The organism is Hydrogenophaga sp. 5NK40-0174 (assembly GCF_040372165.1).
Taxonomy (GTDB): Bacteria; Pseudomonadota; Gammaproteobacteria; order Burkholderiales; family Burkholderiaceae_C; genus Hydrogenophaga.
In genome coordinates this window covers 598,601-614,253 of the sequence record NZ_BAABWG010000004.1, presented here as the reverse complement: position 1 = coordinate 614,253, position 15,653 = coordinate 598,601, and the positions used below count along the sequence as shown (strand labels likewise).

Below are 15,653 nucleotides of genomic sequence, written 5' to 3'. Positions count from 1 at the left end.
AAAATTGGCTCGACCAGGCGATCTTTCGCTTCAGGACGAACCGGATATTCGCTTAAGAGTTGATGCAGGTGCCCAGCTCCATACGAGAGCAGGCACGAGCCAACAGGGATGATTCCGGGCTAACAGGCCATTCTACCTTCGCCCGGCAGTGGTCCTTAGCGCTTGGCGGATATGGTCGCCAGTTGCTCCCCAGCATCGAGGAACCGACGCGGGTTCTGGACAGTGCCTGCCACCCAGACTTCAAAGTGCAAATGGGGGCCGGTCGACCGCCCTGTCGAACCGACGTCGGCGATGTGCTGGCCGCGCTTGACCAGGTCCCCTTTCTTGACAAATACCTTCGATGCATGGGCATATCGGGTAATCACCTTGTTGCCATGGTCAATCTCTACCATGTTGCCGTAGGCAGGGTGACGTTGCTCAACCACGACAACCCCTCCTGCTGCGGCCAGAATCGGGGTGCCGGTATCTGCTGGAAAGTCCAGCCCGGTGTGCAGTGCCTTGCGGCCATTGATCGGATCTATTCGGTATCCGAAGGGTGAACCGATGCGCGCGCCTTCCACGGGTTCCTGGGTCGGGACAAGATAAGACTGCAGTTGCTGCTCGAACAAGCGAGACTCCACATATGTCAACCAGTCCAGCCGTTGCGCCGACTCTTCATCAAGCGAATCCATCGCATGACCAAACTCTTCGGCAGACAAAGGGGATACGCTCATCAAAGCACCACCTTCGCCCGGCTTCACCTTGAAATCCTCAGGATCCAGGCCCGCGAGTTCGGCGACTCGTGCCCCCAGGGAGTCTACTTGGATGAGGCGGGCCTGCATTTCGCCGAGCCGCCTCGCCATCGCGTCAAGGTTGGCCCTCATATAGGCGCTGTCCGCGTTTTCTTCCTCAGCTGGCACCCCCCAGGCTTGCACCCACCCCTGGTGCTGTGCCCATGCCAGGCCACCAACCGTCAGAGCGCCAAGCCCGCCTATCAGCAGCAGCGCCAGCATCATCAGTTTTGCGCCCGTCAAATGAATAGCCTTGCTCTTTGCAAGCCAAGCGTCCGTGATAATGATGTGCATTGCTGTCCCCGACTGACTGAATCGCTCTGTTTGATTGGTTCAGATACAAATAAGAGATGTCCAACTACCGCCCCACCTACAACATGCGCTCGTTGGAGCAAGCTGCGGGCGACGCGCCAACTTTGGCCGCCCTGCAGGCTCGCATTGCCAAGTCACAAGCACATTTGGAGCGAGTGAAGCCACTCTTGCCGCCCGCGCTCAGGAGCCAGGTGAGGTCAGGCCCTCTCACAGACGGTCAATGGTGCATTCTGGTCCGAAGCGCGCCCGCAGCGGTGAAGATCCGGCAGTTACTGCCAAGGCTTCTGGACGCACTGAACCAAAGTGGTGCAGAGGTTAGCGCGATTCGCGTAAAAATCCAAGGCCCCACCGAACGCGCGGTTTATTGAGCCTGACAGACGAATAAAAAGGAGAGCATGGATTTCAGCCACGCTCTCCTTTGTCTTGGTGCCGCTTGTCTGACTCGAACAGACGACCTATCGCTTACAAGGCGAGTGCTCTACCAACTGAGCTAAAGCGGCGAATCTCGAATTCTACTTGACTCGCTTGAGGGTCGGGCGACCACCGGTTGGCGGCGGATTGGGCGGGTCAGGCTGGTGGTCCTCACTGTCCACGATGGCCGGACCACTTGGCACTGCACGCAAGGGCGTAACGTTGCTGTTGGGCTCTTCTTCCGACGCCCCTCCTTCAACAGGAGCGAGAGCTTGTGCGGGCTGCTCTGGTGGGGGAAAGCCCATTCCCTGACCATTCTCCTTGGCATAAATGGCCAGGACATGGGAGACCGGAATCATCACATCTCTGGGAATACCGCCGAAACGGGCTTTGAAATGGATGTAGTCATTGCCCAGCTGCAAGCCGCTGGTGGCGTCGTAGCTGACGTTGAGCACGATCTCGCCGTTGTTCACGTACTCTGCTGGAACCTGAACAGATTCGTCAACGCAGACGGCCATGTACGGTGAAAAGCCGTTTTCCGTACACCATTCATGCAACGCTCGAACCAAGTATGGGCGAGTAGATGGCAATCCAGGATCAGCGTCAATCATGCGGGAGCTTGTTCAGGTAGCAGGGTGAGCAATGGGGCGGGTGCTTACTTGCGCATCACCTTCTCGGAGGGCGTCAACGCCTCAATGTAAGCGGGGCGCGAGAAGATTCGCTCTGCATATTTGAGCAGAGGCGCTGCGTTCTTGCTCAGTTCAATGCCATAGAAGTCCAGGCGCCACAGCAATGGAGCAATGGCCACATCAAGCATGGAGAAGTTGTCGCCCAGCATGAATTTGTTTTTGAGAAACACTGGAGCGAGCTGGGTCAGGCGGTCACGAATGTGCGAGCGCGCCTTCTCCAAGGCCTTCTCGTTGCTCTTGGCCGCACGGCTCTCCAGCACGGCCACGTGTGCAAACAGCTCTTTCTCGAAGTTCAGGAGAAACAACCGAACGCGCGCACGATCCACCGGATCTCCGGGCATCAGCTGGGGATGCGGAAAACGCTCATCGATGTACTCGTTGATGATGTTGGACTCATACAGGATGAGATCGCGCTCGACCAGGATAGGCACCTGACCGTAAGGGTTCATCACGCTGATATCTTCCGGCTTGTTGTAGAGGTCGACATCACGGATCTCGAAGTCCATGCCTTTTTCAAACAGAACAAAGCGGCAGCGATGAGAGAAGGGGCAGGTAGTGCCAGAGTACAAGACCATCATTCGAGGGGCTCCTTGAAACAAAACAGTGGAAGGCGACGCTGCGGAACGGCAGTCGTATCGCTTCCACTGGCCGGGCCAGCCCCGGACCGTTGTCCGGCCGACGGGTACTGGCTGAGGGATAGATGGGAAATTACTTGACGTCTTTCCAGTAGGCGGCGTTCAGGCGCCAGGCGATCAGGGTGAAGACTGAAAGGAAAATAAGCACCCAGACGCCAACACGAACACGCTTGGTCTGGGCAGGCTCGCCCATCCACTGGAGATAGGCCACCAGGTCACCAACAGCGTCGTCATATTCCGCCTTGGACATGGTGCCAGGCTTGACCTGTTCCCAGCCGGTCACGATTTCCGTCGTGTGGCCATGGCTTTCGACCTCTTTGATCACAGGCTTTTGCTCGCCTTGCAGTTGCCACAGTGGATGTGGCATAGCAATGCTCGGGAACACCTTGTTGTTCCAGCCAGTGGCCTTCGTGCCGTCCCGATAGTAGGTGCGCAACAGCGTATAGATATAGTCGGCACCGTTGTACCCATGGCCGGCACGCGAACGCGCGATCACGGTCAGATCAGGCGGCGTGGCACCAAACCAGTCTTTGGCCTCGCGCGCATTGATTGACGCCTTCATCGTGTCACCGATCTTGTCGGTGGCAAAGGTGAAGTACTTCTGGATTTCCTTGTCTTCCAGACCAATATCGCGCAAACGGTTGTACCGCATGAACGCTGCCGAATGGCAGTTCAGGCAGTAGTTGACAAAAATCTTCGCACCGCGCTGCAAAGCAGCCTGGTCAGTCACCCGATTGGGCGCTTTGTCGATGGGAAACCCGCCTCCGGCGGCCGTAGCCGCACTGCTCATGCCAAGAGCCAGTGCGATGCCCAAAAGAATCTTTTTCATTGGAAGTTTTCTCCGCTAATGGCTTCTGTGTCTCAGTGAGGCTTGAACGTCACGCGGTCTGGGACCGGTTTGAACTCGCCCTTGGTGGACCACCATGGCATCAGCAGGAAGAAGCCAAAGTAGAACAGAGTGCCAACTTGAGACACGCGCTCTCCAACAGGAGATGGAGGCAAGACGCCAAGGTAGCCCAGGATCAGGAAGTTGATGACGAAAACGGCATACAACCACTTGTTCCAGCTCGGACGGTAGCGGATGGACTTGGCAGGGCTGAAATCAAGCCAAGGCAGGAAGAACAGAATGATGACGGCAGCGCCCATCACCACCACACCCCAGAACTTGGCATCGATGGTCAGCATGGCAACAGCCAGCACTGCGGCCACACCCAAGACACCCACCTTGATAATCGCATTCAGTCGGCCAATGAACAGCGCACCCAGGGCGGCAAGCGCGACACACCCCACCAGCACATACATCATCTCGGAGGTGATGGCACGCAGCATGGAGTAGAAAGGCGTGAAATACCAGACTGGCGCAATGTGCGGTGGCGTCTTCAGCGGATCGGCCGGGATGAAGTTGTTGAACTCCAGGAAATAGCCGCCAAACTCGGGAGCGAAGAACACGATGGCAGTGAACGCCATCAGGAACAGGCCCAGACCGAAGATGTCGTGCACGCTGTAGTAAGGATGGAATGGAATGCCGTCGAGCGGGATGCCATTGGCGTCCTTGTGCGCCTTGATCTCGACGCCGTCAGGGTTGTTGGAACCCACTTCATGCAGCGCAATGATGTGGGCGACCACCAGACCCAGCAGAACCAGAGGCACAGCAATCACGTGGAAGCTGAAGAAGCGGTTCAGCGTTGCGTCGCCGACAACGAAGTCACCGCGGATCAGCAGGGCAAGGTCAGGACCGACCACCGGAATGGCAGAGAACAGGTTCACAATCACCTGCGCACCCCAGTAGGACATCTGGCCCCAAGGCAGCAGATAGCCCATGAAGGCTTCAGCCATCAAAGCCAGGAAGATCCCGCAACCAAAGACCCAGACCAGTTCGCGTGGCTTGCGGTAAGAACCGTAGATCAGGCCACGGTACATGTGCAGATAAACCACGATAAAGAAGGCAGATGCGCCCGTGGAGTGCATGTAGCGGATCAGCCAGCCCCAGGGAACATCACGCATGATGTACTCGACCGATGCAAAGGCCAGCGCCGCATCAGGCTTGTAGTGCATCACGAGGAAGATGCCGGTGACAATCTGGATCACGAGCACTACGAGTGCCAGTGAACCGAAGATGTACCACCAGTTGAAGTTTTTCGGGGCGTAGTACTCTGCCATGTGCTCGTTGAAGAGCTTGGACAGAGGGAACCGGTTGTCAATCCAGTTCAGCGTCTTTTGCGCCAGGGGCGCGTCAGGTGAAATTTCTTTGAATTCAGCCATGGAATGCCTCAGTGGTCGAAGGTCTGCTGCTTTTCGCGGCAGACGGATCAGGCCTTTTTCTCTTCACCAACAACGATAACGCTGTCGGATGCGTAGTAGTGCGGTGGCACTTCGAGGTTGTCGGGGGCGGGTTTGTTCTTGAACACCCGGCCCGCCAGGTCGAAGGTCGATCCGTGACAGGGGCAGAGGAATCCACCCGGCCAGTCCGCGGGAAGGGATGGCTGAGCACCCGGCTGGAGCTTGTCTACCGGGGAGCACCCGAGGTGAGAGCAGATGCCGATGCCGACAAAAATCTCTGGCTTGATGGAGCGATGGCGGTTCTTGGCGTACTCTGGCGTCGGGTAGGCCTTGCGCTCGGAATTGGGGTCAGCCAGTTGCGACTCATCCTCTTCCAGCGTCTTCAGTTGCTCAGGGGTGCGACGCATGATCCATACGGGCTTGCCGCGCCATTCCTTGACGATCTTCTCGCCCGGGGCAAGAGAAGAAACATCGACTTCGATGGGGGCACCAGCGGCCTTGGCACGCTCCGAAGGCTGGAAGCTGCTCACAAAAGGCACGGCGACAGCGGCTGCACCTGCACCACCCATGGCACAGGAAGCGATCAGCCAAGTCCGGCGGCTGCTTTGGGCAGCCGCATCGACAGTTGCATCATCACTCATGGGGAACTTTCATTAACATGAAACTAGGGTCAACCCGCTATTGTACCGGACCTAGACAGGCAAATCGAGGGTAAATGAGGCCGCGTCTCATCCAGAATCGATTTGCGCTGCTAACCATCAGTTTCGATTCAGCCCCTAATACAAATGTGTTCCATGTGACAATGCTTGCACCCCGCTCAGTAACACCACGCGGGGAGCAAAGATCGATAGCCCCAAATCACCACAGGAGAGTCACATGGGCATGATGCAAGAGTTCAAGGAATTTGCCGCGAAGGGCAACGTGATGGATATGGCCGTCGGTGTGATCATCGGCGCGGCATTCGGAAAGATCGTCAGCTCGCTGGTTGACGATGTGGTGATGCCTGTAGTGAGCACCATCTTCGGAGGCCTGGACTTCTCCAATTACTTCATCCCCCTGGCCGGACAATCTGAAACCGTGCTCGCCGAAGCAAAGAAAGCTGGCGCCGTCCTCGCTTACGGCAACTTTCTGACCATTTTGCTCAACTTCATCATTCTGGCTTTCATCATTTTCATGCTGGTCAAACAGGTCAACCGGCTCAAGCGTGAGGAACCGGCAGCACCTCCGGCCGCCACGCCCGAGGACATTGTGTTGCTGAGGGAGATTCGTGACAGCCTCAAGCGCTGAAGCAGGCAGCTGATACCAGCGGCCCTACCCATGAAAGAAGCCGCTACTCCCAGCGGCTTCTTTCTTTCTGTTTGGTGAACCCGCCCCCGGGCAGTCAACCCAATGGGCAGAGGTTTCGCTCAGCACTGACCCATGGCCTGCTCCAGCGCGGCCAACAGGCTTTCGCAGGAAGCACTCCCTGTGCCCGCCAGATCAAATGCCGTGCCATGGTCGGGGCTGGTGCGCAGGAAAGGCAATCCAATCGTCGTATTGACTCCGTGCTCCAGGCCCATCAGCTTGACCGGGATCAGGCCCTGATCGTGATACATCGCGATCACCAGATCGAACTCGCCCTGGCGAGCCCTCATGAAGACTGTGTCCGGTGCATGCGGCCCCGACACGTTCACTCCCTCGGCTTGCAAAGAAGCCACCACCGGCCCCAGCACGTCCAGCTCCTGGCGACCAAACAGCCCTCCTTCTCCGGCATGGGGGTTGACCCCTGCCACAGCCACACGAAGGCCAGGCACGCCCTGGCGTGAAAAATGAGCCTGGGTCAGCAGTATCGTCTGCCTGAGGTTCTCGGCCGTGATCGCAGCCAGTGCCTCCTGCAAACTGACATGGATGCTCATCAGCACAGTCCGTAGGCCAGGGCAACTGAGCATCATTCGGACAGGCACCGACTCGATGCCAATACCGGCGTGAAGCGCGGCCAGGTGCTGCAACATCTCCGTATGCCCGGGAAAGGGTTCTCCAGCGGCTGCCAGAGCTTCCTTGTGGATAGGCGCGGTCACCAGGGCTCTTGCATGCCCATGCAGACAGGCCGCGGCGGCAGCCTTGATGGCCTGCGCGGCCATATGCCCTGCTGCAGCGCTCACCTGGCCCCAGACAGGCAAGCTGGCCGCCCCTGACTGCCGCAGGGAAACAAGCTGAACCCGCCCTGTCGTTGAGGGCACGCATCGACCTTCATGGTCATCCGCCTCGAAGAGGTCAGCAAACCGCACCCCCAGTACGCCACACGCACGGTCGAACACGCCATCGTGACCATAGACGACGCAGGACGACCGGATCTCGGGGCGTTCCAGCATTGCCCGGACAACAATCTCCGGCCCGATGCCCGCCGGATCACCCATGCTGATGGCGACAGGCCTGGGAGAATTTGAGAGAGCCATGGAAGGCCTTTCTTCAGGCCGGGTTGGGTATGTCCACAAACTGGTGCTGGACACCAAGTTCGTCCGCCAGCCGTTGTCCCACCGCCTGCACGCCATACCGCTCGGATGCATGGTGACCACAGGCAATGAACGCGACTCCGCATTCGCGCGCGTAGTGCGCTTGTGGCTCGGATATCTCACCCGTGATGAAGACATCAGCACCTGCAGCGATGGCGGATTCGAAGTACCCTTGAGCACCTCCCGTACACAGGGCTACTGTCTTGATCTGCCGGCCGTCACCCTCCACCAGTAACGGCGTTCGATCGAGGCGCTCTTTGACGTGGCTGGCCAATGCCGCAGCCGATTCGAATGCAGCGTCGCCAATCCAGCCCAGTTGCTGGTCGCCAAAGCTGCCAGCTTCGCCCTGCCATCGCTTGACGCCCAGTCGCGCCGCCAGCTGGGCGTTATTGCCCAGCTCCGCATGGGCGTCCAGCGGCAGATGGTAGGCGTACAGATTGACGTCGTGAGCCAACAAGCGCGCGAGGCGCTGCCTCATCCACCCAACAACCCGCCCGTCCTGGCCGCGCCAGAACAGGCCGTGATGAACCAGAATGGCGTCTGCTTGCGCATCGATCGCTGCGTCGATCAGTGCCAGACTTGCTGTGACGCCGGTCACCAAGCGCCGGACCCTGGACTTTCCTTCGACCTGAAGACCGTTCGGTCCATAGTCCTTGAAAAGCGCTGGCTGAAGCAGCATCTGCAGGCGCTGGGTCAACTCGGACCGGTCGACGCCATGAGTGGAATCGACTTGTGATGTTTTGGCTGTCATGCCGCTATTTTGACAGCCAGAGCGGCTTTCGCGTCAGCGCTGCGCCTTCGCCGATTCGTCGATCTTGCGGGAGAAGAAACGCAGGAACCAAACGGCCATCACAATGATGAACACCAGCACCGCCAGGCTCAGCAAGCCGTAGTCAGTGGAAAAAAGGTCGATCACCGCTTTCATGTCACTCTCTCCTTTGCAGATAGATACATGAGCATTGCACTGCTCATGGCCAAGTCAGGCATTGACATGGGTCAATAGGCTTGAAATATCAGTGACTCGCCGTCAATTGCATGACAATAGTCATGTTCGGCGGCCATATCGGCCGCGCAATTGCCTGCAATCCCTATGAAACGTATCTGGTTGGTTTTCTCGCAGGCTGTCACTGTGTTGCTGGCAGCCTATTTCGTGGTGGCGACGCTCAAGCCGGACTGGGTGCGCAACGCGGGCAAGGGAGCGTCGGTCGTTCAGGTGTTTGAGAGCACCGTGCCTGCAGACGCGAACGCTGGCGCCAACGGCGTGCCCAACTTCCGCAATGCTGCCAAAGTGGCGGCTCCCGCCGTTGTCAGCATCAACACCTCTACCGCAGTGGCCTCTAACGGTGCCACTGATCCGTGGTTTCAGTTCTTTTTTGGAGAGCAAGACCAGTCACCCGCGCAGGCCGGCTTGGGCTCTGGCGTCATTGTCAGCCCCGCCGGGTACATCCTGACGAACAACCACGTGGTGGAAGAGGCCGACCAGATCGAAGTGGTCCTCAATGATGGCCGCCGCACGGCAGCAAAGGTCATAGGCACCGACCCTGAAACAGACCTGGCCGTCCTCAAGATCGAGTTGGGAAATTTGCCTGTCATCACGCTGGGCGACACCGGCAGCCTGGCCATTGGAGACCCCGTTCTGGCCATTGGCAACCCGTTCGGCGTGGGTCAAACAGTGACCAGTGGCATTGTCAGCGCCCTGGGCAGAAACCAGCTCGGCATCAACACGTTCGAGAATTTCATCCAGACTGACGCCGCGATCAACCCAGGAAACTCGGGCGGCGCTCTGGTTGACACAAGAGGGACACTCATGGGCATCAACACGGCCATTTACTCTCGCTCAGGCGGATCCATGGGCATTGGCTTTGCCATTCCGACATCCACGGCGAAATCGGTGCTGGATGCTATCGTTCTTGAAGGAAAGGTCACACGCGGATGGATTGGCGTGGAGCCACAAAACCTGACGCCTGAGCTGGCGCAGACATTTGGCCTCAGCAACGACAGTGGCGTCATCATCACTGGCGTGCTCCAGAACGGCCCCGCCGCCAGCGCCGGAATGATGCCCGGTGACGTCATCGTTGCCGTCAATGGCGTCACCGTGGGTAATGTCTCTCAGCTGCTGGCTACCGTTGCAGCGCTCAAGCCTGGTGAACCGGCCAAACTGGAAATTGTCAGGCGCAGCGGCAAAGAGACTTTGACTGTCACCCCCGCCAAACGTGACCCAGCGCTTCTGAGAGGTCTGGCACGCTAGACATATAGGAGCAGTCGCAGCTGGGGGACAGCCGACGCTCCTTCCAGGGATCACGCGGCTGGGGTACCACTTGGATGCCCCGGTGCTCGGCACTCAGGAGAAAGCACACCTACTGACCACACGCAAGGCGCTACAAGGCACAGCCCCAGAAGTATTAGTCCTTGCCCGCGCTGCCGGTGTCGCCTTGACCATCAACGCTGGCATCCGACGCATTTTCTTCATCGCCATCAGACGCGTCCTTCTTGGGCGCAAACCAGCGCGCCCCGATGATGCCGAGCTCATAGAGCAGGCACATGGGTACGGCCAGCGCCAACTGCGAGATCACGTCTGGTGGCGTGACGACGGCGGCGATGATGAAGGCGACGACGATGAAATAGCCGCGAAAGCCCTTGAGCTTCTCAACAGAAACCATGTCGAGACGCACCAGAAGCATCACGACAATAGGCACCTGGAATGCCAGGCCGAAAGCCAGATACAACGACAGAATCGCCTCCACATACGAAGCGATATCAGGGGTCGCCGCAACGCTCTCGGGCGTGAAGTTCTGAATGAAGCCAAACATCTTGTCCAGCACAAAGAACTGAACAAACCCAATGCCCAGGTAGGCCAGTGCGCTGCCGAGCACGATCAGGGGGATGGCAAAGCGCTTTTCGTGTTTGTAGAGACCGGGCGCGATGAATGACCACAGCTGGTACATCCACCAAGGCAGAGAGACCAACAGCGCGGCCATGGCCAGCACTTTAAGGGGCACAAAGAAAGGCGAGAACACCCCAACCGCGATGAGCTTGGCATCAGGCGGCATGTGCGCCTTGATGGGCACGGCAATCAAATCGATCAAACCGCTTGGGCCAGGCCATAAGGCCAACGCGCCCATGCACACCAGCAATCCGATCAAGCTGTAGACCAAGCGGTCTCTCAACTCCATCAAGTGCTGGACAAAGGGCTGCTCTGTGCCTGCCAGCTCGTCAGCTGGCTCATTTTTTTCGGACATCAACGGGAACTTGAGGTATTGCGGGGGCGGTAGCGCGCCACTCGCGCCGCGCCAGAAAGAGCGCGGGTTCGCACGCCTGAGCGTGCCTTGTACCACTGAGGCATCGCTGTCTGCTTGATGCGCCAGTTCTTGCGTGGGTGCCTGTAGGTGGGATAGACGGGCTCTCCAAGCTCATTCAGGGCGTCAGAGGAATAGGCTCCGTCGCTCTCTTCAAGGGCTGAGGTGGCCTCCGCCCAGGACTTCTCGAAATCGTTGGCCCCCTCGCGCACAGACGATTCGACGTCACGGGCTGCGCCTTCGACGCTGTCTCGCATCTTCTTCAGCTCGTCAAGTTCGAGCGAACGGTTGACCTCTGCCTTCACATCAGCCACATAGCGCTGCGCCTTGCCCAGCAAAGCCCCTACGGTTCTGGCTACCCGCGGCAACTTCTCCGGGCCAATCACGACCAGTGCCACCGCACCGATGAGGGCGAGCTTGGATATTCCGAGGTCAATCATGACGATCTAACAAAAACAAGAAGGCGGAACACATGGCAGAAGGTGCGCCGTGGCCGAACCCCGCAGCGCCCCATGACCAACGCTGGCTCAGCTCTTCTGCTTTGCCTCGACGTCGATGGCCTCAGATTGTTCCGCAGACTTGCTCTGGGTGACCTGACCTGCCGGAGCAGCTGGCGCTTCATCCGCGCTGCCGTCCTTCATCCCATCTTTGAAACCTTTGACGGCGCCACCGAGATCAGAACCAATGTTCCGAAGCTTCTTGGTACCAAAAACCAGAAGCACGATCACCAGCACCACCAACCAGTGCCAAATAGAAAACGATCCCATTCCTTACTCTCCAGAACTGAAATATCGCACGATGCGCAATTGATTTGATTCTACGCCGCGCAGAGGTTCCCTCGACCGATTCACGCCTCAACGGCGGTAGATATTGGCCATTTTTACCAGTTTCAACCCTTTTTCCAGGGGCGGGGGCCACCAATCACGTGCACGTGCAAATGGTGAACCTCTTGCCCACCATGCGCGCCCGTGTTGCAGACAACGCGAAACCCACCCTCAGGATAGGGCTCACAGCCCTGCTCGGCAGCCAGTTTTGGCGCCAGCACCATCATCTTGCCCATCAAGGCTGCATGTTTGTCTTCCAGGTGGGCCATCGACGGGATGTGTGCCTTGGGGACCATCAAAAAGTGAACAGGTGCCCACGGCTCGATGTCATGAAAAACGAAGACATCGTCGTCTTCGTACACCTTCTTGCTGGGAATGGCGCCAGCAACAATCTTGCAGAAAATGCAGTTCGGGTCGTGAGATTCGGACATACAGAGTTAAAAGAAATCAAACAAGGTCGAGCCTCACCGGCAGGACTGGTCAACTGGGCATTGGACGGCTGTCCTTCATCCACAGTGCGCCTTTGATAATCCGGTAGAGGAACCAAATGGAAACCACGATCCAGGCAATCATGCCCGGAACAACAAAAACAAACCAAAGCGGCAAGGTCACCACGTAGAGCACACCGGCCCAGATCACCGAACGAATGCGCCAGGAAAAATGCGTGGCCTGCCACGTCCCTTCTGCATCGGACTGCTTGACCAGATCAATGATCAATGCAATCAGCAGAAGACCGAGCCCGACTTGCGTACCCGGAAGAACTGCAGCAAGGGCGACGACAAAATGCAAGCCGTAGCTGATCCACCCGATCGTCTTCAGCGACTCGGCGTCCTTGTCTCCACTCTCGCCGACGGGGGTCACGTCGATGATGTCTTTGTCTTCGGACATGCTCTCTCCTTGCTTGGTACCCAGGGGCACATCAATCGGACTGCCCTTCTCGCGCTTTGGCTTTGCGAAGGGCTTTCTCTTCGAGGCCGCTCAAACCTTCCCTGCGAACCAGCTCGTTGACAACATCGGCAGGGCTGACCCCATAGTGCGACAGGGCGATCATGCTGTGAAACCACAGATCGGCAACCTCATTGACCAGCTTCTGGCGGTCGCCTCCTGCATCGCAGTCCTTTGCTGCCAGCACCACTTCCGTCGCCTCTTCACCGACCTTTTTGAGGAAGGCGTCCGACCCCTTGTGGAAAAGGCGTGCCACATAGCTTTTCTCCGGGTCGCCACCCTGGGATGGCTTGCGAGACTCAATGACTGCAGCGAGTCGCTCCAGCGCATCCAGCTGATTGAAATCGCTCATGGTTTGTAAATGCTCTTTGGATCTTTGACGACTGGCTCAACTGCCACCCATGCCCCTTCACGCAGTTCCTGATAGAAACAACTGTGCCGCCCGGTATGGCAGGCGATGGACGGATCGTGGCCTTTCTGTGTGATCTTGAGAAGAACCACGTCATTGTCACAATCGAGCCTGAGGGCATGCACCACTTGTTCATGCCCGGATTCTTCACCCTTGAACCACAGCTTGTTCCGGGAGCGACTGAAATACACAGCCCGCCCCAACTCCGCCGTTTTCTGCAGCGCCTCGCGGTTCATCCAGGCAAACATGAGGACGTCCCCGCTTTCCGCTTCCTGTGCGATGACAGGAACCAAGCCATTGGCGTCCCACTTAACTTCGTCCAACCATTTCATCCATGGAATCTACCATGCCTCGGCATGAGCTGACACCTTGTCACACAATAGCGCCAAGGGCATTGGCTAGCGGTCATAATGTCCGGAATCAACAGGCCACTGCCCTCATAGCCCCATGAAAGCTAGAACCATCATTCTCGTCATCTTCATCTTGCTGGTCGCTGGCTTCGTCGCGTTGAATGTCGACACCATCTTGCAGCCTTCAACCCTGAACTTCGGGTTTACTGAACTTGAAGCGCCAGTCGGGCTGTTCATGCTGGGCGTCATTGCAGTCACGCTGGTTCTGTTCCTCTTGCTACAGCTGTATCACCAGGCTTTGCACATGATGGAGATCAAGCGGCTGACCAAGGAGGCCAGCGAGCAGCGGCAGCTTGCCGACAAGGCCGAAGCATCCCGGTTCACCGAGTTGCGCAACTACCTTCAGACAGAGCTGCAGGCCATCGCAGACCGGGAGCGGGACATTGCGGACAAACTGCATGCTCGCGTGGACCTGCTGCAAACCAATCTTGAGCAAGTCATGGAGCAAACAGGAAACGGACTGTCCGCCAGCATTGGTGAACTCGAAGACCGCGTGGAACGACGTTTGCCCCCCGCTGAGAGCGACGCGCTGTAAGCGCCCAGGATTCGCCGGCATCGGCACGCCGCTTGGTCAGCGGCGATTGTTGCGGGGTTCTGCAGTCGTCAGAGGCGCACCGGGATACCGCGCTCGGCCATTTTTTCCTTGGCTTGTGCGACTGTGAACTCGCCGTAGTGAAAAATGCTGGCAGCCAGCACAGCGTCGGCTCCGCCTTGCTGCACACCATCGGCCAGATGGTCCAGCGTCCCGACGCCGCCCGAAGCGATAACGGGAATGTCCACAATATCGGATACCGCTTTGGTCAAGGCCAGATCGAACCCGGATTTGGTCCCATCTTTGTCCATGCTGGTCAAGAGTATCTCTCCAGCACCCAAAACCGCCATCTGCCGAGCCCACTGAATGGCGTCCAGGCCGGTGTTCTTTCGTCCACCATGGCTGTAGACATCCCAGCCTTCACCGCGCGCCATCAGGTCATCGCCAAAACGTCGCTTGGCGTCGATCGCCACGACAATGCACTGCGAGCCGTACTTGTCAGCGGCCAGTCGAATGACATCGGGATTGGCAATCGCTGCGGAGTTGAAGCTTGTCTTGTCTGCCCCGGCATTGAGCAAGCGGCGAACATCCTCAACGGTGCGCACGCCCCCTCCCACAGTCAGCGGGATGAATACCTGAGACGCGACATCTTCGATGATGTGCAGGATCAGGTCGCGATCGTCCGAGGTTGCCGTGATGTCCAGAAAGGTCAGCTCGTCAGCACCCTGCTCGTTGTAGCGGGCTGCAATTTCCACAGGATCCCCTGCATCTCGCAGCTCGACGAAGTTGACGCCTTTGACAACCCGCCCACCTGTGACATCCAGGCACGGGATGATGCGTTTAGCCAGCATGGTATGAATCAGTCGCGCAGAGTTGAAATGGAACCGCGCTGCATCACTCTTGCGAGGTCAGTTCGTCGGCGAGTGCCTGGGCCTCTTCGAAATCGAGATCGCCGCTGTAGATTGAACGCCCGCAGATCACCCCCTCCACACCATCTTCTTCAACGGCGCAAAGGTTGCGGATATCGTCGAGGTTGGACAGCCCACCGGATGCAATCACCGGGATGCTGATGGACTGGGACAAGGCTACGGTGGCATCGATGTTGATTCCCGACAGCATTCCGTCGCGCCCAATGTCTGTGTAGATGATGGACTCCACGCCATAGTCTTCGTACTTTCGCGCCAGGTCAACAACCTCATGACCGGTGAGCTTGCTCCAGCCGTCAGTGGCAACTTTGCCGTCTTTGGCGTCCAGGCCCACGATGATGTGGCCGCCAAACGCAGAGCATGCATCCTGCAGAAAGCCAGGATTCTTCACTGCTGCTGTGCCAATGATCACATACCTCAACCCGATGTCGAGGTAGCGCTCGATGGTGTCCAGGTCGCGAATACCTCCGCCAAGCTGCACGTCAATGTCAGGGCCGAGCTCCTTCAGGATCGCCTTGATCGCCGCCTCGTTCTTGGGTTTGCCTGCAAAAGCACCATTGAGGTCCACCAAGTGAACCCGTCGCGCGCCCTTGTCAACCCATTGCCGGGCCATGGCGGCAGGATTCTCGCTGAAGACAGTGGATTGATCCATGTCGCCTTGTTTGAGGCGAACACATTGACCGTCCTTGAGATCGATGGCGGGGATGAGAAGCATGGCTGTC

Annotated in this window: 22 protein-coding genes and 1 tRNA gene; 4 read left to right on the top strand and 19 right to left on the bottom strand. The window is 58.0% G+C overall.

Annotated features, from left to right (window positions below; all coding sequences use genetic code 11):
* Positions 1-155: 155 nt before the first annotated feature.
* Complete coding sequence (locus ABWV89_RS16365) at positions 156-1,013, bottom strand: M23 family metallopeptidase (RefSeq protein ID WP_353399157.1); 858 nt, start codon at positions 1,011-1,013, stop codon at positions 156-158.
* Positions 1,014-1,120: 107 nt separating this feature from the next.
* Between ABWV89_RS16365 and ABWV89_RS16360 the strand changes: the two genes are divergently transcribed.
* The gene (locus tag ABWV89_RS16360; RefSeq protein WP_353399154.1) at positions 1,121-1,450 is read left to right on the top strand and encodes a DciA family protein; all 330 of its coding nucleotides are present in this window, start codon (positions 1,121-1,123) and stop codon (positions 1,448-1,450) included.
* A 56-nt stretch (positions 1,451-1,506) separates the two neighbouring features.
* Here ABWV89_RS16360 and ABWV89_RS16355 read toward each other — a convergent pair.
* From ABWV89_RS16355 to petA, 6 genes are all read right to left on the bottom strand, one after another.
* A tRNA-Thr gene (locus tag ABWV89_RS16355) sits at positions 1,507-1,582 on the bottom strand.
* A 12-nt stretch (positions 1,583-1,594) separates the two neighbouring features.
* Positions 1,595-2,104: a ClpXP protease specificity-enhancing factor gene (locus ABWV89_RS16350; protein WP_353399151.1), complete on the bottom strand. Its 510-nt coding sequence runs from the start codon at positions 2,102-2,104 to the stop codon at positions 1,595-1,597.
* Positions 2,105-2,148: 44 nt separating this feature from the next.
* A complete protein-coding gene (locus ABWV89_RS16345; RefSeq protein ID WP_353399148.1) occupies positions 2,149-2,760 on the bottom strand; it encodes a glutathione S-transferase N-terminal domain-containing protein in 612 nt (203 codons plus the stop codon).
* 130 nt (positions 2,761-2,890) lie between these two features.
* A complete protein-coding gene (locus ABWV89_RS16340) occupies positions 2,891-3,646 on the bottom strand; it encodes a cytochrome c1 (RefSeq protein ID WP_353399145.1) in 756 nt (251 codons plus the stop codon).
* A 32-nt stretch (positions 3,647-3,678) separates the two neighbouring features.
* Complete coding sequence (locus ABWV89_RS16335) at positions 3,679-5,079, bottom strand: cytochrome b (protein WP_353399142.1); 1,401 nt, start codon at positions 5,077-5,079, stop codon at positions 3,679-3,681.
* 47 nt (positions 5,080-5,126) lie between these two features.
* Positions 5,127-5,738 (bottom strand): ubiquinol-cytochrome c reductase iron-sulfur subunit, encoded by a 612-nt coding sequence (gene petA / locus ABWV89_RS16330; protein WP_353399140.1) that lies wholly within the window; start codon positions 5,736-5,738, stop codon positions 5,127-5,129.
* Between the two features lie 235 nt (positions 5,739-5,973).
* Between petA and mscL the strand changes: the two genes are divergently transcribed.
* On the top strand, positions 5,974-6,384 hold the full coding sequence (gene mscL / locus ABWV89_RS16325; RefSeq protein WP_353399137.1) for a large conductance mechanosensitive channel protein MscL: 411 nt from the start codon (positions 5,974-5,976) through the stop codon (positions 6,382-6,384).
* 119 nt (positions 6,385-6,503) lie between these two features.
* On the opposite strand, the gene pdxA is transcribed toward mscL, so the two are convergent.
* From pdxA to ABWV89_RS16310, 3 genes are read right to left on the bottom strand one after another with little or no spacing between them, the layout of a single operon-like run.
* The gene (gene pdxA, locus ABWV89_RS16320) at positions 6,504-7,532 is read right to left on the bottom strand and encodes a 4-hydroxythreonine-4-phosphate dehydrogenase PdxA (protein ID WP_353399135.1); all 1,029 of its coding nucleotides are present in this window, start codon (positions 7,530-7,532) and stop codon (positions 6,504-6,506) included.
* A gap of 13 nt (positions 7,533-7,545) precedes the next feature.
* Positions 7,546-8,340 (bottom strand): Nif3-like dinuclear metal center hexameric protein, encoded by a 795-nt coding sequence (locus tag ABWV89_RS16315; RefSeq protein ID WP_353399132.1) that lies wholly within the window; start codon positions 8,338-8,340, stop codon positions 7,546-7,548.
* Positions 8,341-8,373: 33 nt separating this feature from the next.
* Positions 8,374-8,514, bottom strand: coding sequence for a DUF3149 domain-containing protein (locus ABWV89_RS16310; protein ID WP_353399130.1), 141 nt, complete (start codon positions 8,512-8,514; stop codon positions 8,374-8,376).
* 165 nt (positions 8,515-8,679) lie between these two features.
* Between ABWV89_RS16310 and ABWV89_RS16305 the strand changes: the two genes are divergently transcribed.
* Positions 8,680-9,837 (top strand): S1C family serine protease, encoded by a 1,158-nt coding sequence (locus ABWV89_RS16305; RefSeq protein WP_353399128.1) that lies wholly within the window; start codon positions 8,680-8,682, stop codon positions 9,835-9,837.
* A gap of 154 nt (positions 9,838-9,991) precedes the next feature.
* Here ABWV89_RS16305 and tatC read toward each other — a convergent pair whose 3' ends face one another.
* The 7 genes from tatC to hisI all read right to left on the bottom strand — a co-directional run bounded on the left by tatC (position 9,992) and on the right by hisI (position 13,404).
* A complete protein-coding gene (gene tatC / locus ABWV89_RS16300) occupies positions 9,992-10,828 on the bottom strand; it encodes a twin-arginine translocase subunit TatC (RefSeq protein ID WP_353399125.1) in 837 nt (278 codons plus the stop codon).
* Positions 10,828-11,325, bottom strand: a complete 498-nt coding sequence (gene tatB, locus ABWV89_RS16295) for a Sec-independent protein translocase protein TatB (RefSeq protein WP_353399122.1) — start codon at positions 11,323-11,325, stop codon at positions 10,828-10,830. Before tatB ends, tatC begins: the two co-directional genes overlap by 1 nt.
* Positions 11,326-11,412: 87 nt before the next feature.
* Positions 11,413-11,652, bottom strand: coding sequence for a Sec-independent protein translocase subunit TatA (gene tatA, locus ABWV89_RS16290; protein WP_353399120.1), 240 nt, complete (start codon positions 11,650-11,652; stop codon positions 11,413-11,415).
* 122 nt (positions 11,653-11,774) lie between these two features.
* Positions 11,775-12,140 carry a histidine triad nucleotide-binding protein gene (locus ABWV89_RS16285; protein ID WP_353399119.1) on the bottom strand — a complete coding sequence of 122 codons (366 nt, stop codon included), beginning with the start codon at positions 12,138-12,140 and terminating at the stop codon, positions 11,775-11,777.
* Positions 12,141-12,189: 49 nt separating this feature from the next.
* Positions 12,190-12,597, bottom strand: coding sequence for a DUF4870 family protein (locus ABWV89_RS16280; RefSeq protein WP_353399116.1), 408 nt, complete (start codon positions 12,595-12,597; stop codon positions 12,190-12,192).
* A gap of 31 nt (positions 12,598-12,628) precedes the next feature.
* Positions 12,629-13,006 carry a phosphoribosyl-ATP diphosphatase gene (locus tag ABWV89_RS16275; RefSeq protein ID WP_353399113.1) on the bottom strand — a complete coding sequence of 126 codons (378 nt, stop codon included), beginning with the start codon at positions 13,004-13,006 and terminating at the stop codon, positions 12,629-12,631.
* Complete coding sequence (gene hisI, locus ABWV89_RS16270; RefSeq protein ID WP_353399299.1) at positions 13,003-13,404, bottom strand: phosphoribosyl-AMP cyclohydrolase; 402 nt, start codon at positions 13,402-13,404, stop codon at positions 13,003-13,005. The genes ABWV89_RS16275 and hisI overlap by 4 nt, the downstream gene beginning before the upstream one ends.
* Positions 13,405-13,510: 106 nt before the next feature.
* On the opposite strand from hisI, the gene ABWV89_RS16265 reads away from it, so the two are divergent.
* Entirely contained in the window at positions 13,511-14,008 is a 498-nt protein-coding gene (locus tag ABWV89_RS16265) for a lipopolysaccharide assembly protein LapA domain-containing protein (protein WP_353399110.1), read from the top strand.
* A gap of 68 nt (positions 14,009-14,076) precedes the next feature.
* Here the strand turns inward: ABWV89_RS16265 and hisF are convergent, their stop codons facing one another.
* On the bottom strand, positions 14,077-14,856 hold the full coding sequence (hisF, locus tag ABWV89_RS16260) for an imidazole glycerol phosphate synthase subunit HisF (RefSeq protein WP_353399107.1): 780 nt from the start codon (positions 14,854-14,856) through the stop codon (positions 14,077-14,079).
* Between the two features lie 43 nt (positions 14,857-14,899).
* A complete protein-coding gene (gene hisA / locus ABWV89_RS16255) occupies positions 14,900-15,646 on the bottom strand; it encodes a 1-(5-phosphoribosyl)-5-[(5-phosphoribosylamino)methylideneamino]imidazole-4-carboxamide isomerase (RefSeq protein ID WP_353399104.1) in 747 nt (248 codons plus the stop codon).
* Positions 15,647-15,653: the final 7 nt, after the last annotated feature.